This window comes from Streptomyces typhae (genome assembly GCF_009755605.1).
Taxonomy (GTDB): Bacteria; Actinomycetota; Actinomycetes; order Streptomycetales; family Streptomycetaceae; genus Streptomyces; species Streptomyces typhae.
Genome location: NZ_WPNZ01000008.1, coordinates 1 through 25,429 on the forward strand (window position 1 = coordinate 1; position 25,429 = coordinate 25,429).

24 protein-coding genes are annotated in these 25,429 nt (G+C 72.4%); 9 read left to right on the forward strand and 15 right to left on the reverse strand.

Features of this window, described 5'->3' with window-relative positions:
• Positions 1–431 precede the first annotated feature (431 nt).
• The 4 genes from GPA10_RS15760 to GPA10_RS15775 form a co-directional block, all read right to left on the reverse strand.
• The gene (locus GPA10_RS15760) at positions 432–1,280 is read right to left on the reverse strand and encodes an ATP-binding cassette domain-containing protein (protein WP_157166092.1); all 849 of its coding nucleotides are present in this window, start codon (positions 1,278–1,280) and stop codon (positions 432–434) included.
• Complete coding sequence (locus tag GPA10_RS15765) at positions 1,277–2,329, reverse strand: ABC transporter permease (RefSeq protein ID WP_157166093.1); 1,053 nt, start codon at positions 2,327–2,329, stop codon at positions 1,277–1,279. The genes GPA10_RS15760 and GPA10_RS15765 overlap by 4 nt, the downstream gene beginning before the upstream one ends.
• Positions 2,326–3,339 carry a sugar ABC transporter substrate-binding protein gene (locus GPA10_RS15770; RefSeq protein ID WP_484600348.1) on the reverse strand — a complete coding sequence of 338 codons (1,014 nt, stop codon included), beginning with the start codon at positions 3,337–3,339 and terminating at the stop codon, positions 2,326–2,328. The genes GPA10_RS15765 and GPA10_RS15770 overlap by 4 nt, the downstream gene beginning before the upstream one ends.
• A gap of 280 nt (positions 3,340–3,619) precedes the next feature.
• Positions 3,620–4,369, reverse strand: a complete 750-nt coding sequence (locus tag GPA10_RS15775; protein WP_343040995.1) for a GntR family transcriptional regulator — start codon at positions 4,367–4,369, stop codon at positions 3,620–3,622.
• Positions 4,370–4,510: 141 nt separating this feature from the next.
• On the opposite strand from GPA10_RS15775, the gene GPA10_RS15780 reads away from it, so the two are divergent.
• A complete protein-coding gene (locus GPA10_RS15780; RefSeq protein WP_058849448.1) occupies positions 4,511–5,542 on the forward strand; it encodes a Gfo/Idh/MocA family protein in 1,032 nt (343 codons plus the stop codon).
• Positions 5,543–5,589: 47 nt separating this feature from the next.
• Here GPA10_RS15780 and GPA10_RS15785 read toward each other — a convergent pair whose 3' ends face one another.
• The 4 genes from GPA10_RS15785 to GPA10_RS15800 form a co-directional block, all read right to left on the reverse strand.
• A complete protein-coding gene (locus tag GPA10_RS15785; RefSeq protein WP_157166095.1) occupies positions 5,590–6,258 on the reverse strand; it encodes a response regulator in 669 nt (222 codons plus the stop codon).
• 50 nt (positions 6,259–6,308) lie between these two features.
• Complete coding sequence (locus GPA10_RS15790; RefSeq protein WP_198351615.1) at positions 6,309–7,577, reverse strand: hypothetical protein; 1,269 nt, start codon at positions 7,575–7,577, stop codon at positions 6,309–6,311.
• Positions 7,574–8,731, reverse strand: coding sequence for a hypothetical protein (locus GPA10_RS15795; protein WP_343040930.1), 1,158 nt, complete (start codon positions 8,729–8,731; stop codon positions 7,574–7,576). The genes GPA10_RS15790 and GPA10_RS15795 overlap by 4 nt, the downstream gene beginning before the upstream one ends.
• Positions 8,732–8,888: 157 nt before the next feature.
• Positions 8,889–10,142, reverse strand: a complete 1,254-nt coding sequence (locus GPA10_RS15800) for a histidine kinase (protein ID WP_343040996.1) — start codon at positions 10,140–10,142, stop codon at positions 8,889–8,891.
• Positions 10,143–10,398: 256 nt separating this feature from the next.
• Between GPA10_RS15800 and GPA10_RS15805 the strand changes: the two genes are divergently transcribed.
• Positions 10,399–10,605 carry a hypothetical protein gene (locus GPA10_RS15805; protein WP_157166097.1) on the forward strand — a complete coding sequence of 69 codons (207 nt, stop codon included), beginning with the start codon at positions 10,399–10,401 and terminating at the stop codon, positions 10,603–10,605.
• Between the two features lie 76 nt (positions 10,606–10,681).
• On the opposite strand, the gene GPA10_RS15810 is transcribed toward GPA10_RS15805, so the two are convergent.
• A complete protein-coding gene (locus GPA10_RS15810; RefSeq protein ID WP_157166098.1) occupies positions 10,682–11,107 on the reverse strand; it encodes a guanyl-specific ribonuclease in 426 nt (141 codons plus the stop codon).
• Positions 11,108–11,348: 241 nt separating this feature from the next.
• On the opposite strand from GPA10_RS15810, the gene GPA10_RS15815 reads away from it, so the two are divergent.
• Positions 11,349–12,089: an SDR family NAD(P)-dependent oxidoreductase gene (locus tag GPA10_RS15815; RefSeq protein WP_157166099.1), complete on the forward strand. Its 741-nt coding sequence runs from the start codon at positions 11,349–11,351 to the stop codon at positions 12,087–12,089.
• Positions 12,090–12,370: 281 nt separating this feature from the next.
• On the opposite strand, the gene alc is transcribed toward GPA10_RS15815, so the two are convergent.
• On the reverse strand, positions 12,371–13,492 hold the full coding sequence (gene alc / locus GPA10_RS15820; protein ID WP_343040931.1) for an allantoicase: 1,122 nt from the start codon (positions 13,490–13,492) through the stop codon (positions 12,371–12,373).
• Between the two features lie 5 nt (positions 13,493–13,497).
• A complete protein-coding gene (allB, locus tag GPA10_RS15825) occupies positions 13,498–14,841 on the reverse strand; it encodes an allantoinase AllB (RefSeq protein ID WP_343040932.1) in 1,344 nt (447 codons plus the stop codon).
• Positions 14,842–15,178: 337 nt separating this feature from the next.
• Here allB and GPA10_RS15830 point away from each other — a divergent pair, with 337 nt between their 5' ends.
• Complete coding sequence (locus GPA10_RS15830) at positions 15,179–15,988, forward strand: IclR family transcriptional regulator (protein WP_058849221.1); 810 nt, start codon at positions 15,179–15,181, stop codon at positions 15,986–15,988.
• Between the two features lie 303 nt (positions 15,989–16,291).
• Here the strand turns inward: GPA10_RS15830 and GPA10_RS15835 are convergent, their stop codons facing one another.
• Positions 16,292–16,612, reverse strand: a complete 321-nt coding sequence (locus GPA10_RS15835) for a DUF5955 family protein (RefSeq protein WP_058849222.1) — start codon at positions 16,610–16,612, stop codon at positions 16,292–16,294.
• A 186-nt stretch (positions 16,613–16,798) separates the two neighbouring features.
• On the opposite strand from GPA10_RS15835, the gene GPA10_RS15840 reads away from it, so the two are divergent.
• Together GPA10_RS15840 and aceB are read left to right on the forward strand one after the other, a co-directional pair.
• A complete protein-coding gene (locus GPA10_RS15840; RefSeq protein ID WP_157166100.1) occupies positions 16,799–17,446 on the forward strand; it encodes a nucleotidyltransferase family protein in 648 nt (215 codons plus the stop codon).
• Positions 17,447–17,730: 284 nt separating this feature from the next.
• Positions 17,731–19,353, forward strand: coding sequence for a malate synthase A (gene aceB / locus GPA10_RS15845; protein ID WP_157166101.1), 1,623 nt, complete (start codon positions 17,731–17,733; stop codon positions 19,351–19,353).
• A gap of 2 nt (positions 19,354–19,355) precedes the next feature.
• Here the strand turns inward: aceB and GPA10_RS15850 are convergent, their stop codons facing one another.
• From GPA10_RS15850 to GPA10_RS15860, 3 genes are read right to left on the reverse strand one after another with little or no spacing between them, the layout of a single operon-like run.
• A complete protein-coding gene (locus GPA10_RS15850) occupies positions 19,356–19,649 on the reverse strand; it encodes an Rdx family protein (RefSeq protein ID WP_058849225.1) in 294 nt (97 codons plus the stop codon).
• Positions 19,646–20,560 (reverse strand): HipA family kinase, encoded by a 915-nt coding sequence (locus tag GPA10_RS15855; protein WP_157166102.1) that lies wholly within the window; start codon positions 20,558–20,560, stop codon positions 19,646–19,648. The genes GPA10_RS15850 and GPA10_RS15855 overlap by 4 nt, the downstream gene beginning before the upstream one ends.
• Positions 20,554–21,264, reverse strand: a complete 711-nt coding sequence (locus GPA10_RS15860) for a TetR/AcrR family transcriptional regulator C-terminal domain-containing protein (RefSeq protein ID WP_157166103.1) — start codon at positions 21,262–21,264, stop codon at positions 20,554–20,556. The genes GPA10_RS15855 and GPA10_RS15860 overlap by 7 nt, the downstream gene beginning before the upstream one ends.
• A 109-nt stretch (positions 21,265–21,373) precedes the next feature.
• Here GPA10_RS15860 and GPA10_RS15865 point away from each other — a divergent pair, with 109 nt between their 5' ends.
• From GPA10_RS15865 to GPA10_RS15875, 3 genes are all read left to right on the forward strand, one after another.
• Entirely contained in the window at positions 21,374–22,339 is a 966-nt protein-coding gene (locus GPA10_RS15865) for an ATP-binding cassette domain-containing protein (RefSeq protein WP_157166104.1), read from the forward strand.
• The gene (locus GPA10_RS15870; RefSeq protein WP_157166105.1) at positions 22,336–23,148 is read left to right on the forward strand and encodes an ABC transporter permease; all 813 of its coding nucleotides are present in this window, start codon (positions 22,336–22,338) and stop codon (positions 23,146–23,148) included. Before GPA10_RS15865 ends, GPA10_RS15870 begins: the two co-directional genes overlap by 4 nt.
• 446 nt (positions 23,149–23,594) lie before the next feature.
• Entirely contained in the window at positions 23,595–25,403 is a 1,809-nt protein-coding gene (locus GPA10_RS15875; RefSeq protein ID WP_198351616.1) for a non-ribosomal peptide synthetase, read from the forward strand.
• The last annotated feature ends 26 nt before the right edge of the window (positions 25,404–25,429 follow it).

Here is a 25,429-nt window from a genome sequence, read left to right on the forward strand (position 1 = left end):
CGTGCCCACGGTCCGCAGGACGGTGGCTCGGGCGGAGCCGCGGTGCGTGAGGTCGCGGTAGGTGCTCATCGCGCCGATTCTGCCTCACGCTCGCGGGGGCGCGCACAACGGGGACCAACGTTCCCCGCGCCCCCTACGGGGCGCCCCCACAGGGGCGCGAGGAACTGCGCGGCCAACCACAAAAACGCCGCAGACGCGACTGCGCAGTACTCAGCAGACGCGACTGCGGATCCGATCGGGCTGAGCGCGCCGTTCCCCGCGCCCCCTACGGGGCGCCCCCCACAGGGGCGCGAGGAACTGCGCGGCCAACCACAAAAACGCCGCAGACGCGACTGCGCAGTACTCAGCAGACGCGACTGCGGATCCGATCGGGCTGAGCGCGCCGTTCCCCGCGCCCCTTGCGGGGCCGGGCCCGCTGCTCCCCGCGCCCCCTACGGGGCGCCTCCGCCCAGGTCGGGCTCGGGGGTGCGCTCCAGTTCGTGGCGAAGGTCGTCGAGCTCGGAGCCCCCCGCCATCTGGCGGGTCAGCTCGTCGAGGGTGATCTCGGCGCGGGTGTGGGCGCCGGACATCGCACCGCGCTTGAGGAGCACGAAGCGGTCGCCGACGAGGTAGGCGTGGTGCGGGTTGTGGGTGATCAGGACGACGCCGAGCCCGGCGTCCCGCGCGGCGGCGACGTACTTGAGGACGACGCCGGACTGCTTCACACCGAGCGCGGCGGTGGGCTCGTCCAGGACGAGCACCTTCGCGCCGAAGTACACGGCACGGGCGATCGCCACACACTGGCGCTCACCGCCGGACAGCGTACCGATGGGCTGGTCGACGTCGCGCAGGTCGATGCCCATGCGGAGCAGTTCGGCGTGGGTGGTCCTGCGCATGGCATCCACGTCCAGGCGCTTGAACGGGCCCGCCCCCTTCGTCGGCTCGGAGCCGAGGAAGAAGTTCCGCCAGACCGGCATCAGCGGCACGACGGCCAGGTCCTGGTAGACGGTGGCGATGCCGCGGTCGAGCGCCTCGCGGGGGCTGGCGAGCCGGGCCTCCTCGCCCTCGATGCGGAAGGTGCCCGCGTCGTGCTGGTGCAGCCCCGCGATGATCTTGATCAGCGTGGACTTGCCCGCGCCGTTGTCACCGAGGACACACGAGATCTCCCCCGCGTGCACCTCCAGGGAGACCCCTTCGAGGGCCCGGATGTTGCCGTAGTACTTGCTGACGCCGTCGAGCTCGACCAGCGGGGTGCGCTCGGGAGCGGCCGTCGCGCCCTCGGGGGCGGCCTCAGTGGTCATTTCGTCGCCTCCGCGCGCTTGCGGACCCACGCGTTCAGCAGGGTCGCGAGGAGCAGCATCGCTCCGAGGAAGAACTTGAACCAGTCCGGGTTCCACTCGGCGTACACGATGCCCTTGCTGGTCATACCGAAGATCAGCGCGCCCACCGCGGCACCGACCGCCGAGCCGTACCCCCCGGTGATCAGGCAGCCTCCGATGACGGCCGCGATGATGTAGATCAGCTCGTTGCCGACGCCCTCGCCCGACTGGACGACGTCGTAGTTGAAGAGCAGGTGCTGCCCGGAGACCCAGGCGCCGAAGGCGACACCCATGTACAGGCCGATCTTGGTCCGGCCGACGGGCACGCCCACCGCGCGGGCCGCCTGCTCACCGCCGCCGACCGCGAAGATCCAGTTGCCCGCGCGGGTGCGCAGCAGGATCCAGGTCGCCACCGCGATCATCGCGAGCCACCACACGATGGTGATCTTGAAGTCGACGCCGCCGATGGTGATCGTCGAGGCGAACACGTCCTTGGCGGACGAGAAGCCCTCCATGTCGGAGATCGACTTGGTGGAGACGGTGCCGCTGATCAGCTTGGTGAAGCCCAGGTTCATGCCCGTGAGCATCAGGAAGGTGCCGAGCGTGATGATGAAGCTCGGCGGGTCGGTGCGGATGAGCATGACGCCGTTGAAGACGCCGATGGCGAGAGTGGCCAGGAGGGACACCCCGACGCCGACCCAGATGTTCGCGGTCATCTGGTAGCTGAACATCGACGAGATCAGCGCGGACGTCGTGACCATGACGCCCGCCGACAGGTCGAACTCGCCGCCGATCATCAGCAGCGCCACCGGCACCGCCATGATGCCGATGGTGGAGGCCGCGTACAGGACCGTGGCCAGGCTCGCGGTGCGCAGGAAGCTGTCGGCGACGACCGCGAAGAACAGGAACACCGCCACGGCGCCCACGACGGAGCCCAGCTCGGGCCGGCCGAGGAACTTCTTCAGGGGCGAGGTCTTGAGCAGCCGCTCGTCGGCCGCCGGCTTCCCCGGCGCGGGTGCGGTCGTGCTCATCGGGTGCCCCGCTTCGCGTATTCCTCCAGCTCGGAAGCCTGATCCTTGGTGATGATCTGCGGACCGGTGAGCACGGGCTTGCCGCCGCCGAGCACGTCGGCGTTGTAGCGGTACAGCCAGAGCAGGTCCACGGCCTCGTACCCCTGGAGGTAGGGCTGCTGGTCGACGGCGAAGCCGAGCTTGCCGGACTTCAGGCCGCCCGCGACCTTCTCGTTCAGGTCGAAGGTGTCGATCTCCGCCTTGCTGTTCGCGCCCTCCTTGGCCTTCACGGCCGTGTCGGCGAACGGCGCGCCGAGGGTGAGGACCGCGTCGATGTCCTGGTCGGACTGGAGCTTGGCCTCGATGGCGGACTGCACGTCGGGCATGTTGGTGCCCTCGACGTACAGGTTCTTCATGTCGCCCTTGAATGTCTTCCGCGCGCCGTCGCAGCGCTGCTCGTGGCCGACGTTGCCCTGCTCGTGCAGGACGCACAGGGCCTTCTTCCTGCCACGCTCGTTCAGCTCGTCGCCGACGGCCTCGCCCGCGATCGTCTCGTCCTGGCCGATGTGGGTCAGGGCGCCGAACCTCTTGGACTCCTCCGAGCCCGAGTTCACCGTCACCACCGGGATCCCGGCCTTGCGGGCCCGCGCCACGGCGGCCTTCATCGCGTCCGGCTTGGCCAGCGTCACGATGATGCCGTCGACCTTCTTGTCGACGGCGGCGTCGACGAGCTGTGCCTGCTGCTGCGCCTCGTCGTGGTGCGAGTACAAGAAGTTGATGTTGTCCTTGCGCGCCGCCTCCTTGGCGCCGTTCTGGACGATGTCCCAGAACGTGTCGCCGTCACCCGAGTGCGTGATCATCGCGAAGGTCCACTCGGGCGTGCTCACCGCCGCCTTGCCCCGCGCCTGCTCCGCCTTGCGCGCGTCCTCGGCCCGCTTGCCCCCGGTGCTGCTGCATCCCACGAGGGACGCTCCGAGTACCGCCACAAGCACGGCACCCACTGCACGTACTCCAGTACCAACCCTTGCCACGTCCCCGTGCCCTTCTCGCTTCGCAGTGTCTGCCGTGTCCGCGGTGCCTGCGGTGTTCGCAGTGCGTGCGGCGCTTGTCGGTGCGGCCGGGTCCGGCTTGCGGACCCGGCCGCCCAAGTATCGGTCACGCGGATCACCGGTGCGGCCATCGGGTGCCGTCGCGGTGAACTCTGCCAGTCGGCTTGAGGAGTTCTAACGGCGAGATCAGGGCAGCGTCAATGACTTTGTCATAACATTCTTACGGGCGCACGAGGCAGTCTCACGGCCGCACGAGACATTCCTACGGCCGTACGAGGAGCTGGAACTCGAAGGAGTACCGCGAGGCGCGATAGATGTGCGAGCCGAACTCGACCGCGCGCCCGGTGTCGTCGAAGGTCGTGCGCTCCATGGTGAGCAGCGGCGCGCCCTCGGCCTCGGCGAGCAGCCCGGCCTCCTCGGCCCCGGCGGCGCGGGCGCCCACGGACTGGCGCGCGCTGTGCAGGGTGATGCCCGCGGCCCGCATCAGGCGGTAGAGCCCGGTGGCCTCCAGGCGCTCCGTGTCGAGCGGGAGCAGTCCCGCCGGGATGCGGTTGCGCAGATGGGCCATCGGTTCGCCGTGCGCGAGCCGGAGCCGCTCCACCAGATGGACGTCGCTGCCCTCGGCCACACCGAGGGCCGCCGCGGTCTCGGCGGACGCGGGCTCGACGACGTTGCGGAGCACCCGGGTCTGCGGCCGCTGCCCGGCCGCCTCCAGGTCGTCGTAGAGGCTGCTGAGCTCCAGGGGGCGCTTGACCTGGCTGTGCACGACCTGGGTGCCGACGCCCCTGCGGCGCACCAGGAGGCCTTTGTCGACGAGCGACTGGATGGCCTGGCGCACGGTGGGCCGGGACAGACCGAGCCGCCCCGCGAGGTCGATCTCGTTGCCGAGGAGGCTGCCCGGCGTCAGCGCGCCGCGCTCGATCGCCGCCTCCAGTTGCTGGGCGAGCTGGAAGTACAGCGGGACCGGACTGCTGCGGTCGACGCCGAGGTGCAGGGCCACCGTGGGGTCCACGGCCGGTTTGGCGGCTTTGGCTGCTGCTGGTTCGGTCACGGGGCGAGCGTAGTCCGGGGAGATGATGACGGGAAGTTCGGAAGTTCTGTTGTCAGGACAAACCATTGACAGGGGTGCGGGCGCGTGGCGATGGTGGGCCCCATGCGCATCGGACTGATCGGCACCGGACGTATCGGCACCTTCCACTCGGCGGTCCTCGCCCGCCATCCGGACGTGGAGTCGCTCGTGGTCGCGGACGTGGACGCCGCGCGGGCGGCGGACCTCGCGGGCCGGGTGGGGGCGGTGACGGCGCCTTCGGTGGACGCCCTCTTCGAGGCGGGCGCTCCGGGCGGGTCGCCCGCGGGTCCCCCGCTGGACGCCCTGGTGATCACTGCGGCCACCGCGGCGCACGCGGAGCTGATCGGCCGCGCGGCGCGGGCGGGCCTGCCGGTGTTCTGCGAGAAGCCCATCGCGCTCGACCTGCCGGGCACCCTGGCCGCGCTCGCCGAGGTCGAGGCCGCGGGCACCGTGCTCCAGCTCGGCTTCCAGCGGCGCTTCGACGCCGGCTACGCGGCGGCGCGCGCGGCGGTGCGGGCCGGGCGGCTCGGCCGGCTGCACACGGTGCGGGCCATGACGTCGGACCCGGCGCCGCCGCCCGCCGCCTATCTGCCGCTCTCCGGCGGCCTCTACCGCGACTGCCTCGTGCACGACTTCGACGTCGTGCGCTGGGTGACGGGGCGCGAGGTCGAGGAGGTGTACGCGATGGGTTCCGACGCGGGGCCCCTGATGTTCCGCACGGCGGGCGACGTCGACACGGCCGCGGTCCTTCTCACCCTCGACGACGGCACCCTCGTCACGGCGACGGCCACCCGCTGCAACGGCGCCGGGTACGACGTGCGCATGGAACTCGCGGGCGAGGCCGACCAGCTGGCCGTCGGCCTCGACGACCGCACCCCGATCACCTCCGCCGAGCCGGACGGGCCCACCGCCCCCGACAAGCCGTGGCCGGGTTTCCTGGAGCGGTTCGCGCCCGCGTACGAGGCGGAGCTCGCCGCGTTCGTGGAGGTCGTACGGGGGGAGCGGGCGAACCCGTGCGACGGGCGGGAGGCGTTGCAGGCCCTGCGGATCGCCGAGGCGTGCGAGTTGTCACGCGCCGAGCGGCGCGTTGTCCGCCTCTCGGAGATACAGGGCTGAGCCTGCGGCTGCCCCCCTGCGGGGGGCCGCAGGGGGCGTGGGCCTCGTCAAGCTCCGTTCAACAGCCCCGCGTCGTGGACCAGCAGGGCGATCTGCACCCGGTTGTTCAGGTCCAGCTTGGTGAGGATGCGGGAGACGTGGGCCTTGACGGTGGCGACGCTCAGATAGAGCTCCGCGGCGATGTCGGCGTTGGACGCCCCCTTGCCCACGGCCACGGCGACCTCCCGTTCCCGCTCCCCAAGACCCGCGAGGCGCCCGAGCGCCCGCTGCCGCCGGTCGAGCTCGGGTCCGCCCCCCGCCACCTGCGAGATCAACTGCTGGGTCACCGAGGGCGACAGGACGGGGTCCCCGGCGGCCACCGCCCGTACCGCCGCCACGATCTCGGCGGGCGCGGTGTCCTTGAGGACGAACCCCGCTGCCCCGGCGCGCAGCGCCCGCAGCACCTGTTCGTCGGCGTGGAAGGTGGTGAGGACGACGACCTCGGGGGCGTCGGGCCGCTTGCGCAGCGTCTCGGTGGCCGCGAGGCCGTCCATCGTCGGCATCCGGATGTCCATCAGGACGACGTCGGGCCGTACCTCGCCGACCAGCGCGGCGACCTCGCTGCCGTCACCCGCCTCCCCCACGATCTCGATGTCGTCCGCGCCGCCGAGCATGAAGGAGAGCCCGGCGCGGACCAGCGGGTCGTCGTCGACGAGCAGCAGCCTGATCGGTTTCATGCGCATACCGTAACCAGCGCCCGGACCCGTCACGGCACCGTCGGTCCCGGTCACGACGGCAGCCTGAGACGCAGCGGCCCGCACCCGAGCCGGTCGGCCTCCAGGGCGGCGTACCGGGGCAGCAGCCGCCGGACGTCGGCGGCCCTGCCCCCGTCCGCCGCCCGGACCAGGAAGGTGACCTCGCCGGTCTGGCAGGACGCCTGGAAGAGCCCCATGTCGTCGCGCAGGAACCCGCGCCCGCGCACCTGGTCCCCGGTGTCCCCCGCGGCCGTGACCCGGCGCCCGCCGTCGTACGAGAGCCCCTTGTAGATCAGCGCGAGCCGGGGGTCCTCGACGGTCATCAGACGCAGTCGGGGGTGGCCGAACAGCACGTCCCGGTCGCAGGTCCGCACCGGTGCGGCCGTGCCCCCGGTGACCAGCGGCCGCTCGAAGCGGCTCTCCCGGTCCCTGCCGGGCAGCCGCAGGCCCTGGACGCCGCAGATCGCGTCCCGCTTCTCGTCGAGGAAGCGGGCGGGTGCGGCCAGGCGCGCGGTGGGGTCGGGGATGGGGCTGTCGCAGCCGCGTCCCGCCATGTAGTCGTTGACGAGGGTGACCACGGCGCGGGCGAGGCGGGCCCGTTCGCCGGTGTCGACGACGTCGTCGTACGTCGTCCAGCCCGCCTCCATGTCGAAGACCAGGGGCCCTTCGCGGTCGCTGTTGCGGCCGACGCAGCCCTCGGGGACCGCGAGCCACGCGCGCGTGTCCGACACCATGCCGAGGAATCCGCCGCCGATCGGCGTCATGCGGGCGGACAGGAACTCGTCCGCCCACTTGTCGCCCGCGCCCGCGAAGCGGACGTCGAGCTGGTGCAGCCGGGCGCGGACGCGGTGGCCGCGCGGCGAGAGCAGTTCGCAGGCCCCGGAGGGTCCGTCCGAGGCGATGCGGTCGTAACTGACGCCCACCTCCGACGACTTGATGTCTCGCTTGCCGTGGAAGAGGTCCGCGACGTCGTCCTCGTCGAACGCGCCCCAGCACGCCCGCTCCCGCCCGAACGGACCGGCCTCGGCCTGCCAGGCGACCCCCGTGCCGCCGAGCAGCGCCCCCACGACGGCGGCGGCGAGCGCGGGCCGCCACCGCCCCCGGGTCAGCCGCCGCCAGTGCCACCAGGGCCGCGGGGCCGCGGCGGCCCCGTCCCCGCTCACGGCGGCTCCGTTCGCACGCACGGCGGCCCCGCCCACGCTCACGGCGGTCACGCCCTCGTTCACAGCGGTCACGTCTTCGCTCACGGCGGCCTCACCCCCGCTCACCGCGTCGCCCTCCGGCTTCCCGTGCGTACTCATCGACCGCTCCCCCTGTCGTCCGCGCCCGGCGCGACAGGCGCGCAACCGAGCCGTCGCGCCACCGCGTTGCTGAACGTGGCGAAGTACTCGTCCGCCGAACCCGTCGACGTACCGAAGGTCAGGAACGCCGTCGGGCGTCCCGCGCACCCGGCGCGTACGAGCGCGTAGCCCTTGCCGGACACGCCGGTGCCGCGCCAGCCCTTGCCGAGCGTCCCGCCCGGGGGCCTGCCGGACGCCCTGCCGTCGTCCGCGCCGTCGAGGAGCGCCGTGAGGCGGGGCTCGCGCACCATCACGGCGTCGAAGAGCTGCTGGTCCGAGCGCTCGCCGAGGCGCAGCGAGCGGCCGATGCGGACCGAGCAGGACTGGAGTTCGTCGTTGACCGCGCCGACCTGGTACTGGACGCGCAGCGCGGTCTCCTTGTCGAGGTCGCCCTCGATGTCGAGGCCCGGTATGCGGCAGGCGCCGCCCCTGGCGAAGGTCTCCGCGCGTTCCGGCAGCGTCGGCACGGGCCCGCTGACCAGCAGCGGCTCCGCGCCGGCGCAACCGGCGGACTCCATCCCCTTGTTCGCGGCGGCGACGAGGAGTTCGGCGACGGCCCGGGAGCCGCCGAGGTCGGGAACGCGGGCGAGGACGGCGTCCGCCTCGGCCTGTTCGCGCGCGTCGAGGGTGACGGCGGTGGGCCGCCCGTCGCGGGTGTCGCAGCGCTTCGGCAGGACGAGCAGGCCGTGGTGGCCGTCGGCGACGCCGGGCAGACCGTCCGGCAGGGGCATCGCGCGGTCACCGAGGTAGCCGCCGAGCCAGCCGACGCGGTCGCCGACGGACGCGGGCGCGGGGCCGTACTTCACGGTGACGGTGGTGCGCTGCCGCTTCTCGTCGCCGTCGCCGTACCGGTCGTGGGAGCTGACCGTGAGCCGGCACTCGCCGCGCCGCGTGTCCGCGGTCGGGGCGGACCCGGTGGCCGTGCGGCTGCGGCCGTCGTCGCCGCCGAAGGCCTCGTCGCCGAGGATGCCGGGGCCGCTGTCCTGTTCCCAGGCGCCCCAGCAGTAGCGGTCACGGCCGTCGAAGGGCCAGGTGTCCGTGGCCCAGGTGCCGGCACCGGAGGCGAGCAGGGCGAGGACCAGACCGCCGGCCGCGGCCCCGCGTCCCGTCCTCACCAACCCCCGTACGCGTGCGAGCCGTTGTGTGCCCCCGGGCGCGTCCCCCGGGCTCTCCCCCGTCACGATCTCCACCTCTCTGCAGGTGGCGGAGATCGTACAGAAGGTGTGCGGAAGCGAATTCAGCAGGCCGTGAAGATCACGGAGGCCGTTACCGTCACGCCCAGGGCAGCCAGGCGTCGACCGCGAAGCTCCCGTCGGGGCCGCCGCCGTGGGTGAGCCGCCCGCCGGCCAGCGAGGCGCGTTCGGTGAGGCCGATGAGGCCCTGCCCGGAGCCGGGCACGTCCGGTACGTCGCCGGGCGGCGGGGGGTTGCGGACGGACAGGGTGAGGCCCTCGCCGGGCCCGCCCGCGACGGTGACCGTCACCTCGGCGCCGGGCGCGTGCTTGCGGGCGTTGGTCAGGCCTTCCTGGGCGATGCGGTAGGCGGTGCGGCCGATCGCCGCGGGTACGGCGTCGGGGTCGGGCACGCGCAGGTCGAGCACCACCTTCATGTCCGCCTCGCGGGACTCCGCGACCAGCGCGTCGAGGGCGGAGAGCGTGGGCTGCGGCCGTCCCGACGCGTCCGTGTCGCCGCCCCGCAGCACCCCGATGACCTGGCGCAGGTCCTGGAGCGCCTCGTGCGCGCTCTCCCGGATGACGCCTGCCGCGCGGGCGATCTCCTCCTGGGGCGCGTCCGGCCGGAACTCCAGGGCGCCCGCGTGCACGCTGAGCAGGGTGAGCCGGTGGGCGAGGACGTCGTGCATCTCGCGGGCGATGGCCTCCCGGGCGAGCTGCTGGGCCTTCTCGGCGCGCAGGGCGGCCTCGTTCTCGGCGCGCCGCGCCCGGTCGCGCAGCGCGAGCAGGAGCTGGCGCCGGGAGCGTACGAACATGCCCCAGCCGATGGCGGTCGCGGTGAGCAGCGTGGTGAGGACGATCGACACCGCGTAGGGCAGATCGGGGTCGGGCCGCCAGGCGTAGAAGGGGATCATCAGGGCCACGGCCGCGGCGCCGAACCACGCCGGGTACTTCCACGGGCGGTGCACGGCGAGCGTGAAGTAGGCGACGAGCGCGGCGCCGCCCGCCGTGTTCGAGACGACGCTGACAGCCAGCATCGCGGCGGCGAACCCCACCGGCCAGCGCCTGCGCAGCCACACCCCGGCGCAGGCGAGCGCGCCGAGCAGATGGTCGAGCGCGGCGAGCCCGTCGGGGACGCCGGGGTCGTTCGCCACCTCGTCGCTGATGATCAGGCCGAGGAAGACCGCGATCAGGAAGCAGGCGAAGTCGACGAGCCAGTCGCGCACGGTCCGCTTGTGCCGCCCGGTCCTGCCGGTGGCCCGGTCCGGGTCCAGCTCGGCGGCGACAGCGGACGGCAGGAACCACTGCCGCCGGGCCACGGGGTCCACGTCGCGCCCGGCCCCCTCCGGGTCCACGTGCTCCGCGACAGGAGCCCGGCCCGCCCGACCTGCCCGGTTCGCCTTGCTCGACCAGCTCGTCCAGCTCTTCACAATCGACAAATCTACGCACCTCCGGGTCCGCCACCCGCTCCCCGGCCGTGATCATCGACGAAAGTCGGGGGCCGCGAGACTTTCGGCGGGGCACGACCGTGCCGGGGAACGCCCTGCGGCGGGAACGGCGCCGCCCCGTGGCCGATGTGCGCGGGGGGTCCACGGGGCGACGCTCGGTGCCATGAAGCAGATGTTGGAATACCTCGGCGTGCTCCTGCTGATCCAGGGTGTGGTCAGTCTGACGAGCGAACTCACCGGCCGGCTGCACGGCTGGGGCGTCGTGCACCGCATCGCGATCGCCGACGGTCACGAGCTGTATCTGAGCATCGCGCTCATCGCCCTCGCGATCGCGGTGTTCGCGGCGGCGGAGAGCCGCAGGTTCGGCTGACCCCGCGGCCGGGCCGCGGGCCCGGCAGCCGTGGACCGTTCAGCGCCCGCGGCCCGTAGCGGCAGCCGCGGCCCGTTCAGCAGCCGTGGTCGACGAGGTCGAACGAGCGGTAGTGGTCGGCGGTGTAGTAGTCCTCCTGGCTGCGGTCGCCGGTGACGATGCGGCGCGCGCCGCGGTGGGAGGAGCCGGGCGTCTTGACGGTGTACTCGTGGTAGTAGCCGTTGCTCTGCTTGGGCAGGATGCCTTCCCGGTTCTGGAAGACGGTGCCGTCCTGCGGGTACGGGTACGGGCCGCCCCTGTCGATCAGCTTGAGCGTGTCGTGGGCCTGGGAGGGCAGGGCGGAGTAGCAGATCTCGCCGACGGCGGCGGCCTGGAGCGAGGCCGGCGCGACGGCCGCCACCGACTGCTGGGGCGCGGCGTTCGCGGTGCCGGTGACGGAGCCGCCGACGAGCAGGGCGGCGGCGAGGGCGGTGACGCTGATGATCCGTGGGGGGATTCGCATGGAGCAAGCATGACGCGCGTAGAGGTTGATGTGTCAACGTCAAGTGCGGCGAATTCTCCGGAAGTTAACCGCCTCCCCGGAGCCCTCACGTATCCGGCAGCCCCCGCACGGCACCTCCGCGTCCATTTACCGCCAGCCCTCCTCGCCCCCCGTCGCTTTGATTGAACCCGTAAGCACTTAGTCCCACACAGCCCCACACAGCCCCACTCAGCCTTACGGCGAAACAAGGAAGCGAATCGACATGTCTCCTCTTACCGGCAAGAAGGCCCTGGTCACCGGCGGCAGCCGTGGCATCGGCGCGGCGACGGCCCTGCGGCTCGCACAGGAGGGCGCCGATGTGGCGATCACCTATGTGCGGAGCGAGGACGCCGCCCGTGAGGTCGTCGCCAAGATCGAGTCGATGGGACGGCGCGGGTACGCGATCCGGGCGGACGCCGCCGACGCGGGGGACGCCGTCGGCGCGGTCGAGCGGGCCGCGGACGATCTGGGCGGCCTGGACATCCTCGTCAACAACGCGGGCGTCGGGGTCCTCGGCCCCGTCGGCGACCTGGCCCTCGCCGACGTCGACCGGGTGCTCGACGTCAACGTCCGCGGGGTGTTCCTGACCGCTCAGGCCGCTGCCGGGCGGATGGGGCGCGGCGGGCGCATCGTCTCCGTCGGGTCCTGCATGGTCCAGCGGGTGCCCGGTCCCGGCGGCTCCCTGTACGCCACGAGCAAGGCCGCGCTCGTCGGGCTCACCAAGGCGCTCGCCCGGGAGCTCGGTGAGCGCGGGGTCACCGTGAACCTGGTGCACCCCGGGCCGATCGACACCGACATGAACCCCGCCGACGGTCCCTACGCCGAGGCCCAGTCCGCCGGGACGGCGCTCGGGCGCTACGGCTCCGCCGGGGAGGTGGCGTCCGCGGTGGCCTTTCTCGCCGGGGAGGAGGCCTCCTATGTGACGGGGGCGGAGTTCTCCGTGGACGGGGGGCATGCGGCGTAGCGGCGGCGCGCGCGGCTGCGGAGCCCCCAGGCCCGCCCCCTCTCCGGTCCTGGGGCTCCGCCCCGGACCCCGCTCCTCGAACGCCGGAGGGGCTCATTCGTTCGCCGGTGCGGCGGAGTTCCAGCGCGCGACGAAGTTTCCAGCGCGCGCGGCGAATTCTTCAGCCCGTCCGGCGTTTGAGGACGAGGCGCGCAGCGCCGACAGGGCGGGGGTCCAGGGGGCGCAGCGCCCCTGGTTACGGAGAAGGGGCGGGCCCGGGGCGCCCTGCGAGTGCCTCTGCCCTAGCCCCCGAGCTCCCGGTACCGAGCCGTCAGCCCCTCGGCCCCGCCCGGGGTGAGCGCCCCGTACAGCCGCAGCCGCGAGATCCCCCCGTCGGGAAAGATGTCCACGCGCGCGTGGGTGCCGACGGCCGCCGCGTCGAGGACGAAGCGGTGGTTGGTGTCGGGCTGGAGCCGGGTCCGGGGCAGGACCTCGACCCACTCGCCGGACTCCCCGTCCCGTACGGACACCGAGGCCCACCCGGCGGAGTTCCCCTTGAGATACGCGGTGTCGATCTCGACGGCGCGGATCGAGGACTGCGCGGCGAGCCGGTAGCGGATCCAGTCGTGCCCCTGGTCCCGCCGCCGCCGCGTCTCCCAGCCGTCGTCCATCTTGCGGGAGCGGCCGGGCTGGATGGTGTTGGTGGCGGGCGAGTAGAACCGGTCGGAGGCGTCCTCGACCAGGCCGCCGTGTTCCAGGGCGACGACGTCGAGGGTGCCGAGGGCGGTGAGCCAGGCGGGGTCGGCGAGGACTTCGCCGTACACGCGCAGGCGGGCGATGCCCCCGTCGGGGTGCTGGTTGACGCGCAGGTGCGTGAACCGCCGCGATACGTCCACGGCGAACCCGTTGGCGGCGTGGCCGCCGACGGGGGTGCGGGGCACGAGGGTGGTCCACTTGACGTCGTCGGCGAGGAGTTCCCCGGGCGTGGGCGAGCCCTCGACGCTGGTGCCCTCGACCGACACCGCCTGCGGATAGTTGCCGCGGAAGTGCGCGGTGTCGACGACGATGCCGTGGACGACGCCGGGCGCGCCGAGCCGTACGAGCGCCCAGTCGTGGTCGTCCTCGGTGGGCCAGGGGTGCTCGGCCGAGGCGCCGCGCCGCCGCCGGGTCTCCCAGCCGTCCATGACCTTGCCCTTGTGGCCGAAGTGCTCGGGGTCGAACTCGGCGTCGTTCGGCAGCAGCAGGTTCTCGCGCATCGCGAAGAACTCGTCGTTGGCGGCGACGACACCGGCACCGAGCCGGCGGTCCGCGAGGTTCGCGTACCGGGTGAAGGGGAAGTCGGCGGTGCGGTAGTCGGCGTAGGGGTCGCCGCCGCCGTAGGGGCTCGCGTCGCCGGTGAAGCCGGATATCGGTGTCGCCGTCACGGTGATCAGTTCTTCCTTTCCAGAAGTCGGCCCGCCGGCGCGGTGAACTCGCCGTCGGACACGATGCGTTGGCCGCGCAGCCAGGTGGACTTCACTACGCCGCTGAGCGTCTTGCCCGCGTAGGCGGTGACGCGGTTGCGGTGCTGGAGCCGCGCGGGGTCCACGGTGAAGGTCTCGTCGGGCGCGAGGACCGCGAAGTCGGCGTCGCGGCCGGCCTCGATGGCGCCCTTCTGTTCCAGGCCGACCAGGCGCGCCGTGCGCGTGGACATCCAGCGCGCGACGTCCTCCAAGCCGTGTCCGCGGGCGCGGGCGGCGGTCCACACGGCGGGCAGGCTGAGCTGGAGCCCGGAGATGCCGCCCCACGCGGTGGCGAAGTCGGCCGTCTTGAGGTCGGCGGTGGACGGGGAGTGGTCGGTCACGACGCAGTCGATGGTGCCGTCGGCGAGCGCCTGCCACAGCAGGTCCTGGTTGGCGGCCTCGCGGATCGGCGGGCAGCACTTGAACTCGCTGGCGCCGTCGGGCACTTCCTCGGCGGTGAGGGTGAGGTAGTGCGGGCAGGTCTCCACGGTGACCCCGACGCCCTCGCGCTTGGCGGCGGCGATCAGCGGCAGGGCGTCGGAGGACGACAGGTGCAGGACGTGCACGCGGGCGCCGATGCGCCTGGCGAGGGCTATCAGGCCCTCGATCGCGGTGTTCTCGCTGACGCGGGGCCGCGTGCCGAGGAAGTCCGCGTACCGGGGGCCGCCCTTCCCGGCGGCGGAGGCGGCGGCCAGCTCGTGCGGGTCCTCGGCGTGCACGATGAGCAGCCCGCCGAACCCGGCGATCTCACCCATCGACACCGCGAGCTGCTCCTGGTTCAGCTCGTGGAACTCCTCCACCCCCGAGGGCGACAGGAAGCACTTGAACCCGAAGACGCCCGCGTCGTGCAGCGGCCGCAGGTCCTTGACGTTGTCGGGCAGCGCCCCGCCCCAGAAGCCGACGTCGATGTGCGCCTTGGCGGCGGCGACGGCCTGCTTCGTACGGAGACGGTCGACCGACGTGGTCGGCGGCAGGGAGTTGAGGGGCATGTCGACGAGCGTCGTGATGCCGCCGGCCGCCGCGGCGCGGGTGGCGGTCCAGAAGCCCTCCCACTCGGCGCGGCCCGGGTCGTTGACGTGGACGTGGGTGTCGACGAGTCCCGGCAGCAGCACGTCGTCGCCGAAGTCCTCGACGCGGGCGTGCGTGGGCACCGCCGCGTCGATGTCGCGCACCGCGACGATCGTGCCGCCCGAGACGGCCACGGACGCGGCACGCGTCCCCTCCGGGGTGATGACGCGCGTCGAGCGCAGCACCAGATCCACGTCGGCCACCGCGACCCCTCTCTGTTCGGTTTCCCGGCCTTCCGGCCAGCGGAATTCAACGTTCTGTTGAAGGAGTTTTCCCTTCGGGGCGCGCCTCGTCAAGGGTCTATACGTTTCCACAAAGTGGAAGTAGAATTCCGCACACCAGAACGTAGCTACGCACAACGCGGACCGTCGAGGGACGCCCCCGGCCCGCCCGGAAGACCGGACAAACACCCACCGAAACCCCCGCCGGCCGCCACCCTGACCGGCACCGACGTGCCGACGGCAGCGGGGCTCCCCCGGAAGGTGCCCGGTAGGCTGCTGCCTTGCCTGCCCTCCTGTAAGGCCCTGAAAGGAACGCGCCGTGCCGACGTCAAGCGCCAGCACCACCGACGCCGCGAAGTCCTCCGCGACCCCCGCGAGCGGAGGCGTCCAGTCCCTCGAGCGTGCCTTCGACCTCCTGGAGCGGATGGCGGACGCGGGCGGCGAGGTCGGCCTGAGCGAGCTGTCCGCGAGCAGCGGGCTGCCGCTGCCGACGATCCACCGGCTGATGCGCACGCTCGTCGCCTGCGGCTACGTACGCCAGCAGCCCAACCGCCGGTACGCGCTCGGCCCGCGCCTGATCCGCCTCGGCGAGTCCGCGTCCCGGCTGCTCGGCACCTGGGCGCGGCCCTATCTGGCCCGCCTCGTCGAGGAGACCGGCGAGACCGCGAACATGGCCCTGCTCGACGGCGACGAGATCGTGTACGTGGCGCAGGTGCCGTCCAAGCACTCCATGCGGATGTTCACCGAGGTGGGGCGGCGGGTCCTTCCGCACTCCACCGGCGTCGGCAAGGCGCTGCTCGCGCACACCCCGCCGGAGGAGGTGCGCGCCCTCCTCTCCCGTACGGGGATGCCCGCCGCCACCGAGAAGACCATCACCACCCCCGACGGCTTCCTCGACGCCCTCGAAGAGGTACGCCGGGCGGGGTTCGCCGTCGACGACAACGAGCAGGAGATCGGCGTGCGGTGCCTCGCCGTGCCCGTCCCCGACTCCCCCACCGCCGCGGCCATCTCCATCTCCGGGCCCGCGGGGCGCGTCACCGAGGCCGCCACGGAGAAGATCGTGCCGATCCTTCAGCAGGTCGCCGCCGAACTCTCCGAGGCCTTGGCCACGTCCACTCCGTCGGCCTGACCCCCCGCCCGCCCCCCGGGGCTCCGCCCCGGACCCCGTGTCGGCGCTCCGCGCCTCGTCCTCAATCGCCGGACGGGCTGAAAACCCGCACCGCGCACCGGCAGACTTCCGCCACACCGGAGAAGACCTGAGCCCGCCCGGCAACCTCCGGGTCCGTCCGGCAACCTCTCAGCCCGTCCGGCGTTTGAGGACGAGCGCGAAGCGCGATCCCAGCCCGTCCGGCGCTTGAGGACGAGGCGCGGAGCGCCGACAAAGCGGGACGGGGCAGGGCAGGGCGGGGCGGCACCCCAGGGGACGCGAGGCTCACCCAGAGGGAAGCGGCGGTTCCCCGAACAGCTCAACTGCTCCCCGGACACCCGCAAGGGCAACGGTCAACGAACTGACCGAACCGATCGCCCCCGCGACAAGCAGCAGCGACCGCCGCAGCCGACGAGGCTCGGGATCACCCTGCGCGGCCATGGCGGCCAGTGCCGCTAACTCGTCCTCGGCGATCGCCCTGTCGGGGAACTCCCCGGGGTGCGCGGCGAGTTGACGGCGCAGCCGGGACACGGCCGCCCGCAGCTCCGCCACCCGCGGGTCCCCGGAACTCTCCGTCACCGCTCTCTGCCCAACGCTCCGCAACACAGCTCTCCCCCTCGCACGTCGTTGTGCGCCTGTCACGCGTGCGGGCCCCGGACGGGCCCGCCGCGGCGTCGGCCGGACACCGAAGGGGCGCGGACAGCGTGCGGCCACGCGGCCACGCACACGTCACTTTCGGCCACACCCCCGGCCGGAACAGGGTCCTAAGAACCCATGCGGTAAGCAAGAGTCATGACCGAATCATCGACTGAATCACCGAGCGAATCACTGACATCTTCCGCCCCCTCGACCTCGTCCGAGATCGTCGGCCTGCTGCTCGCGGCGGGCGGCGGGCGGCGTCTCGGCGGCTGCCCGAAGGCGCTCCTCGAGCACCGGGGCGAGCTGTTCGTGGAGCGTGCGGCGCGGGCGCTGCGGGGCGGCGGCTGCACCCGGGTGCACATCGTGCTCGGCGCCACCGCCGACGTCGTACGGGAACAGGCGAAGCTGCCGGGGTGCACGCTCGTGGACAACCCGCACTGGCACGAGGGCATGGGGTCCTCGCTGCGGGCGGGCCTGGCGTCGCTTCGCGGGTCGGGGGCGGGGGCGGCGCTCGTGTGCCTGGTGGACCAGCCGGGCATCGGCGCGGCGGCGGTGTCGCGGGTGCGGGCCGCCTTCCGCACCACGGCGACGCTCGCGGCGGCGACGTACGGGGGCGAGCGCGGCCATCCGGTCCTGTTCGGCGCGGACCACTGGGACGGCATCGCGGTGAGCGCGACGGGCGACCGGGGCGCCCGCGCCTACCTCGAGGAGTTCGCGGCCACGCTCACGACGGTGGAGTGTGGCGACGTGGCGGACCCGTACGACATCGACACGATGTCGGACCTGGAACGCCTGGAGTGAGCGCCTGGAGGGAGCGCCGGGGGTGGACGCCGACGTCCACGTGGAGTGACTGGCGTGGCACCCAGCGCCATGTTCTGTCGATGAAGAGAATCTCGACATCAACAATCCATTGAACTTCCACCATGAGGAAACTAGTATCCACTGTTCAGAAGCGCCCGACCCGGTGGACGGCGCCCGCAGCCGTATCCCGGCCCCGCGGCACCGAGTGCCGTGCCGACCGCCCGGCGGCCCGCGGCGCGCCGCTCCCGCCCGTGATGCAAGCTCGCTGAAGGAAGTGACAGCTCATGTCCGCACCAGCGCCGTCCCCGCTGGCCATCGTCGACGCCGAGCCCCTGCCCCGGCAGGAAGAGGTCCTCACCCCCGCGGCCCTCGCCTTCGTGGCCGAGCTGCACCGGCGGTTCACACCGCGGCGTGACGAACTCCTCGCCCGCCGCGCGGAGCGCCGCGTCGAGATCGCCCGCACCTCGACCCTGGACTTCCTGCCGGAGACCGCCGCGATCCGCGCGGACGACTCCTGGAAGGTCGCTCCCGCCCCGGCCGCCCTGACCGACCGCCGGGTGGAGATCACCGGCCCCACGGACCGCAAGATGACCATCAACGCGCTGAACTCCGGCGCGAGGGTCTGGCTCGCCGACTTCGAGGACGCCTCGGCTCCCACCTGGGAGAACGTGATCCTCGGCCAGCGCAACCTCACCGACGCCTACGAGCGCCGCATCGACTTCACCGACGAGCGCACCGGCAAGTCGTACGCCCTCAAGGACGCCGCCGAACTCGCCACCGTCGTGATGCGTCCGCGCGGCTGGCACCTGGACGAGCGGCACCTCACCGACGAGGCGGGACGCCCGGTGCCGGGCGCGCTCGTCGACTTCGGCCTGTACTTCTTCCACAACGCCCAGCGCCTGCTCGACCTCGGCAAGGGCCCGTACTTCTACCTGCCGAAGACGGAGTCGCACCTGGAGGCGCGCCTGTGGAACGACGTCTTCGTCTTCGCGCAGGACCACCTCGGCATCCCCCAGGGCACCGTCCGCGCCACCGTCCTCATCGAGACGATCACGGCCGCGTACGAGATGGAGGAGATCCTGTACGAGCTGCGGGACCACGCCTCCGGTCTGAACGCGGGGCGCTGGGACTACCTCTTCTCCATCGTCAAGAACTTCCGTGACGGCGGCCGGAAGTTCGTCCTGCCGGACCGCAACGCGGTCACGATGACGGCGCCGTTCATGCGCGCCTACACCGAACTCCTCGTCCGCACCTGCCACAAGCGCGGCGCGCACGCGATCGGCGGCATGGCGGCGTTCATCCCCTCCCGCAGGGACGCCGAGGTCAACAAGGTCGCCTTCGAGAAGGTCCGCGCCGACAAGGACCGCGAGGCGGGCGACGGCTTCGACGGCTCCTGGGTGGCCCACCCCGACCTCGTCCCCATCGCCATGGAGTCCTTCGACAAGGTCCTCGGCGACCGGCCGAACCAGAAGGACCGCCTGCGCGAGGACGTCTCCGTGGCCGCCGGCGAGCTGATCGCCGTCGACTCCCTCGCCGCGAGCCCCACCTACGACGGTCTCGTCAACGCCGTCCAGGTCGGCATCCGCTACATCGAGGCCTGGCTGCGCGGCCTCGGCGCCGTCGCCATCTTCAACCTCATGGAGGACGCGGCCACCGCCGAGATCTCCCGTTCCCAGATCTGGCAGTGGATCAACGCGGGCGTCGTCTTCGAGGACGGCAGGCCAGCGACGGCGGACCTCACCCGTGAGATCGCCGCGGCCGAACTCGACGCCATCCGCACCGAGATCGGCGCGGACGCCTTCGCGGCGGGCAAGTGGCAGGAGGCGCACGACCTGCTGCTCCAGGTGTCCCTGGACGAGGACTACGCGGACTTCCTGACGCTGCCCGCCTACGAGCGGCTGCGCTGACGTCAGCTCCCCGGATCCGAGTGGCCCAGGCTCCGGCCCGGTGCCACTCGGTCGCGCACCAGGCGCTTGACGGCCGCCGGCTCCGGGAAGCCCTGCTCCTTGCGGTCCCACACCGGCTCGCCGTCCACCCGTACGACGAACACCCCGCCCGTGCCCGGCTTCAGGGCCAGCTCGGTGAGTTCCGTCTCGAAGGTGGTCAGGAGTTCCTGGGCCAGCCAGGCCGCGCGGGGCAGCCAGCGGCACTGGGTGCAGTACTCGATCTCCACGCGATGCGGCGGGCGGCTTCCGGTGGTCATGGGTACCTCTTCGCGGGGCGCGGGTCGGGTTTGCCGTGCAGGTCGGGGACCCGCTTCAGCCAGGCGGGGCGGGCGGCCTCGGTGGCCCGTGCGCGGCGGGTGTCCTCGGCGGCGAGTTCCGCGCGGGACGGGAAGTCGGTGGGGAGCCAGGCCGCGGAGGCGCGGGCGCGGGCCGTCAGGTAGGTGACGTAGGCCTCGCGGAGTTCGTCGGGCGAGGTGAAGCCGGGCTCGTCGGCGAGCCAGGCGTCGGGGACGTCCGCCGTGACGGCGCGCAGCAGCTCCTCGGTGACCAGCGGCGCGAGCTCCGCGTCGGCCGCCCGCGTGTCGGGCCCGTAGCGGCCGAGGGCGTGCCCGCGGAAGTCGTACGCCTTCTCGGCGGTGGCGAGGACCGACGCGGCGTCCCAGCGGTGGTGGAAGACCAGGGCGGCGCCGTGGTCGATGAGCCACAGGCGCGGCGGCCGGACCCCGAACGTGGGCCACACCATGAGGTTCGAGCTGTGCACCGTGCGGTCGACGTTCGCGGTGAGCGCGTCGAGCCAGACGACCTTGCCCGCTTCCTCCGGGCCCACGTCGAGTGCGGTGTCCGGGGTGAAGTCGTGCGCCCCCGGCAGATAGTCCATGCCGAGGTTGAGGCCCGCGCTGGCCCGCAGCAGGTCCTGGACCTCCTGGTGCGGCTCGTGCGCGGCTACCGCCGGGTCGAAGTGGGCGAGCACGAGCTGGGGCACGCGCAGGCCGAGGCGGCGCGCCAGCTCGCCGACGACGATCTCGGCGACGAGCGCCTTGCGGCCCTGCGCGGAGCCGGTGAACTTCAGGACGTAGGTCCCGAGGTCGTCGGCCTCGACGACTCCGGGTACCGACCCGCCCGCCCGCAGCGGCTCGACATAGCGGGTCGCGGTGACTTCTCTCAGCATTCTCCCAGCCCAGCGGCCGGTTCGAGGCTGCGGCCGAGCCGGACCGCCATGCCGTCGAGGACGATGCCGAGACCGAACTCGAACGCGTCGGTGCGCGCGGTGCGCGGATCGGCGTTCAGGCGGGCCTGGTCCGCCACCCGTGCCTGTAGCCGGGGGAACTGGGCCACGATCTGGTCGGCGCTGGCCGCGGCCTCCTGCAACCGCTTCCGCACCGCCTCGCCGTCCTGCCGGCCCTTCAGCAGCCGGGCCTGCGCGGAGTCCTGGTAGGCGGCACCGATCACCAGCGTGAACAGGGTGTTGACCGCCCAGTCGAGGTCGACGCCGGTGAACCCCGCGGCCTCGAAGATCGCATAGCTGTGGTCCTGGTAGCGGGCCATCCCGACGCCGTAGGCCAGACAGCTGGGGATCGCGGGGATCAGCCAGTGATGGGTCACCCCGAGGTCGTAGGTGCTGCGCGCCAGCTCGGTGGCGGCCCGCCGCCACCCCGCCTCCGCGGGATCCAGTACGGAGATCCTGCCCCAGATGCGGTCACTGGCCAGAACTATCAGGTTCTCCTTGCTCTGCACGTGCCAGTACACCGACGTCGCGGCCGAGCCGAGGCTCTGACCGAGGCGGCGCATGCTGAGGCCGTCGAGGCCTTCCTCGTCGAGCAGCGCGATGGCGGCACTCACGATGTGCCCCTGGTTCAGGGTTCGGCGGGTCATGGGCCCACCTTAACTTGAACAGTGTCCGAGACTCACTTGCGTGCCGTTCAGAGCCTCCCGTACGGTGTTCAAGTACGCACTTGAACAGTGTACGAGGAGTGGCTGACGAATGACTGAGGCGACGGTCGCCCCCGCGGTGCGGGTGCGCGGGCTGCACAAGTCCTACGGCTCGAAGCAGGTCCTCGCGGGCGTGGATCTCGACGTGCCCCCCGGCACCGTCTTCGCCCTGCTCGGGCCGAACGGCGCCGGCAAGACCACCACGGTGCACGTCCTGAGCACCCTGGTGCAGGCCGACGGCGGCGAGGTCCAGGTGGCCGGGCACGACCTGCGGAAGGATCCCGACGCCGTCCGCTCGGCCATCGGGCTCACCGGCCAGTTCGCGGCGGTGGACAAGGTGCTCACCGGCGCGGAGAACATGCGCCTGATCGCCAGGCTCCGGCACCTCGACCGCGCGGCGGCCCGGCGCCGGATCGCCGACCTGCTGGAGCTGTTCGAACTCGGCGAGGCGGCGGACGAACCGCTGCACACCTACTCCGGCGGCATGCGCCGCAAGCTCGACCTGGCGCTGACCCTGCTGGACCGGCCGCAGATCATCTTCCTGGACGAGCCCACGACCGGACTCGACCCGCGCAGCCGGCAGGCGATGTGGGACATCGTCCGCGACGTCGTCGCCCAGGGGACCACGGTCCTCCTCACCACGCAGTATCTGGAGGAGGCCGACCAGCTCGCCGACCGGATCGCCGTCCTGGACGGCGGCAGGCTCGTCGCCGACGGCACCTCGGAGCAGCTCAAGGCCCGGATCGGCGGAGGGCGGATCGAGCTGCGCTTCGACACCGCCGCCACCCTCGACGCCGCGGCCCTGGCGGTGCCGGGATCGACGCGGGAGGACGAGACCCTCACCCTCACCGCCCCGATGGACGCCCTCGGCACCCGCTCGATCCGCACGGTCCTCGGCCAGCTGGACCGCGCGCGGATCGAACCGCTCTCCCTGGGCGTGCAGACCCCCAACCTCGACGACGTGTTCCTCGCTCTGACGGGCGCGACCGGCAAGAAGGAAGAGAGCGTGACCCGATGAGCACCACCCTCGCCCCCGCGCCGCGCAGCACGGCCACGCACCCGTTCACCGACACCCTCACCATGCTGGGACGCAACCTCAAGCGGATGCAGCGCAACCCGACGCAGGTGATCGTCGTGATCGCCGTGCCGGTGATCTTCCTGGTGCTGTTCGTCCACGTCTTCGGCAACACGATCGGCGCGGGCATCGGGGCCCACGGGACCGACCGGTATCTGGCCTACGTCGTCCCCGGCGTCCTGGTCCTCGGCATCTCCGCCGGCTCCCAGACGACCTCCGTCACGGTGAACACCGACATGACGGAGGGAATCATCGCACGCTTCCGCACCATGGCCATCGCCCGCGGCGCCGTACTGACCGGCCATGTGCTGGGCTCCATGATCCAGACGCTGCTCGGCATGGCCGGTGTCACGGGCATCGCGCTGCTGCTCGGCTACCGGCCCGACGCGAGCGCCGTGGACTGGCTGGGCACGGCCGCGGTGGTCACCATGATCGCCTTCGCCCTGAGCTGGCTGGCCGTCGCCCTCGGAACCTCCGCGGGCTCCGCGTCGGTCGCGAGCAACCTGCCCATGCCCTTGGTGCTGCTGCCGTTCCTCGGCAGCGGCTTCGTGCCCGCCGACACGATGCCCGACGGACTGCGCTGGTTCTCCGAGCACCAGCCCTTCACTCCGTTCATCGACGCCGTCAGGGGCCTGCTCGACGGCAGGCCCGCGGGCGAGGACATCGTGCTCACCGCCGTCTGGTGCGGCGCGATCGCCGTCGTCGGCTACGCCTGGGCACTGGCCCAGTACAACCGGAAATCCGTCCGGTGAGAAAAAGCGCCGACGAGCGCCGCCGCGAGCATCATCCCCCTCGGCCGGATGTAATCCAGCACGGACAGTGATTGCGAAAGGAAATAACCACGTCGACCTTGGTAAAGGCACGGCGAATGCAGCGCGCGATAAAGTTCTCACGATGAGAACAGGTCGCTCAATTCCACCGTGAATGCGGCTTGATTTTCGCCCCCGTCCCGTCAACGAGACGAAAGCCCATTCGCCGTGCGGCGCCATTCAGTTGATACGCCGCCATGGGCTCACTACCGTGGGCGACGGTTTCGGACGACGTCGGTATGCCTGGTCACAAGGACCACGTCGGATTTCCCGGGCGGTATGTCGACGCCCCGTACCGCCGCGAGCCCCCGGTGCCCCTCCTCCTGGAGTCCTCCTGGAGCCGGCGCGCCGGGCCTGTCGCAGGCATCGAACGCGAAGGGAGCAGGGACATGTCCGATGGCACGCCCGAGTGGAGTGCCGGCCAGGAGGAGCAGCGGGACTGGCCGTGTGTGCACGAACTGGTCGGCGAGCGCGCCCGGTCGGCCCCCGAGGCGGTCGCCGTGGTCGCGGGGCCGGAGACCATGACGTACGGGCAGTTGGACGACCGGTCCGGCCGGCTCGCGAACCTGCTGGTCGACGCCGGGGTACGGCGGGGCGACGTGGTCGCGGTGTGCTTGCCGCGCGGCCCGGAACTCGTCACCGCGCTGCTCGCCGTGGCGCGGGCCGGCGGTGCCTACCTGCCGCTCGACCCCGGGTATCCGACGGAGCGGCTCGGCTTCATGCTGGCCGACGCCGACGTGTCGGTGTGCGTGACGCGGAGTTCCCTGGCGGGGAAGGTGCGCGGGGCGACCGGTGCCGCCTTCCTGGTCCTGGACGAGCAGGAGCAGGCCCTGGCCGCCCGGCCCGCCGAACCTCCGGCCGTCCCGGTCGGCGGGCGGGACGCGGCGTACGTGATCTACACGTCGGGCTCGACCGGCAGGCCGAAGGGCACGGTGATCGAGCACCGGTCGATCACCGCGCTGCTCCACGGCGCCGACTACATCCCGCTGCGGGACGACGACGTCGTCGCCCAGGGCGCCGACGCGACGTTCGACGCGGCGACCTTCGAGATCTGGGCGCCACTGGCCGCGGGCGCCCGGATGGTGGTCGTCGACAAGGACACGATGCTCGACCCGAAGGCCCTCACCGAGGCGCTGACCAGGTACGGCGTCAGCACCCTCGTGCTCACCACGGCGGTGTTCAACCAGGTCGTCGCCGTCCGGCCCGACGCGTTCGCCTCGCTGCGCCATCTGCTCTTCGGCGGTGAGGCGGTGCATCCGGACCGGGTGGCACAGGCCCTGGCGGGGAGTCCGCCGCAGCGCCTCGTCCACAGCTACGGGCCCACGGAGACGACCACCTTCGCCACCTGGCACCTGGTGTCGCGGGCCGACGGGCACCGCACGGTGCCCATCGGCCGTCCGGTCGTGAACACCAGCGTCCATGTGCTCGACGACCGGCTGAGCGAGGTCCCCGCGGGGGTCACCGGTGAGCTGTTCATCGGCGGGCCGGGGGTGGCGAGGGGGTATCTGGCCCGCCCCGGTCTCACCGCGGAGCGCTTCCTGCCCGATCCCTTCGCGACCGCGCCGGGCGAGCGGCTGTACCGCACCGGTGATCTGGTGCGACGGTCCCCGGCGGGGGCGCTGGAGTACGTCGGGCGGATCGACCGCCAGGTCAAGGTCCGCGGGTTCCGGATCGAGCCGAACGAGATCGAGCTCGTCCTCCAGCAGCACCCGGACGTCGACGCCGCCGTGGTGGTCGCCCGCGACGAGGGTGACCACAAGCGACTCGTCGGCTATGTGCGCCCGCTGCCCGGCCACCGTCCGGACCCGGCCGCCCTGCGCGACTTCGCCGCGGAGCGGCTGCCGGACTTCATGGTGCCCGCGGCCGTCGTCCCGCTCGACGGGTTCCCGCTCACCCCGAGCGGCAAGGTCGACCGGGCCGCGCTCCCCGCACCGCAGCTCGGTGCGGACAGCGAGGACTACGTCGCGCCCCGCACGGACGACGAGCGGGTGCTCGCCACGATCTGGGCCGAGGTGCTCGACCTCGACCGCGTCGGGGTGACGGACAACTTCTACGAGCTCGGCGGCGACTCCGTCCTCGGGATCAAGGTGGTCGCCGAGGCTCGGGCCGCGGGCGTGGCGATCTCGGCCAAGTCCCTGTTCCGCCTCCAGACCATCGCGGCGCTGAGCGCCGCGGCGCACGCCGCGGCAGCCGGCTGATCTCTCGACCGTTCCCTATGCGTGGA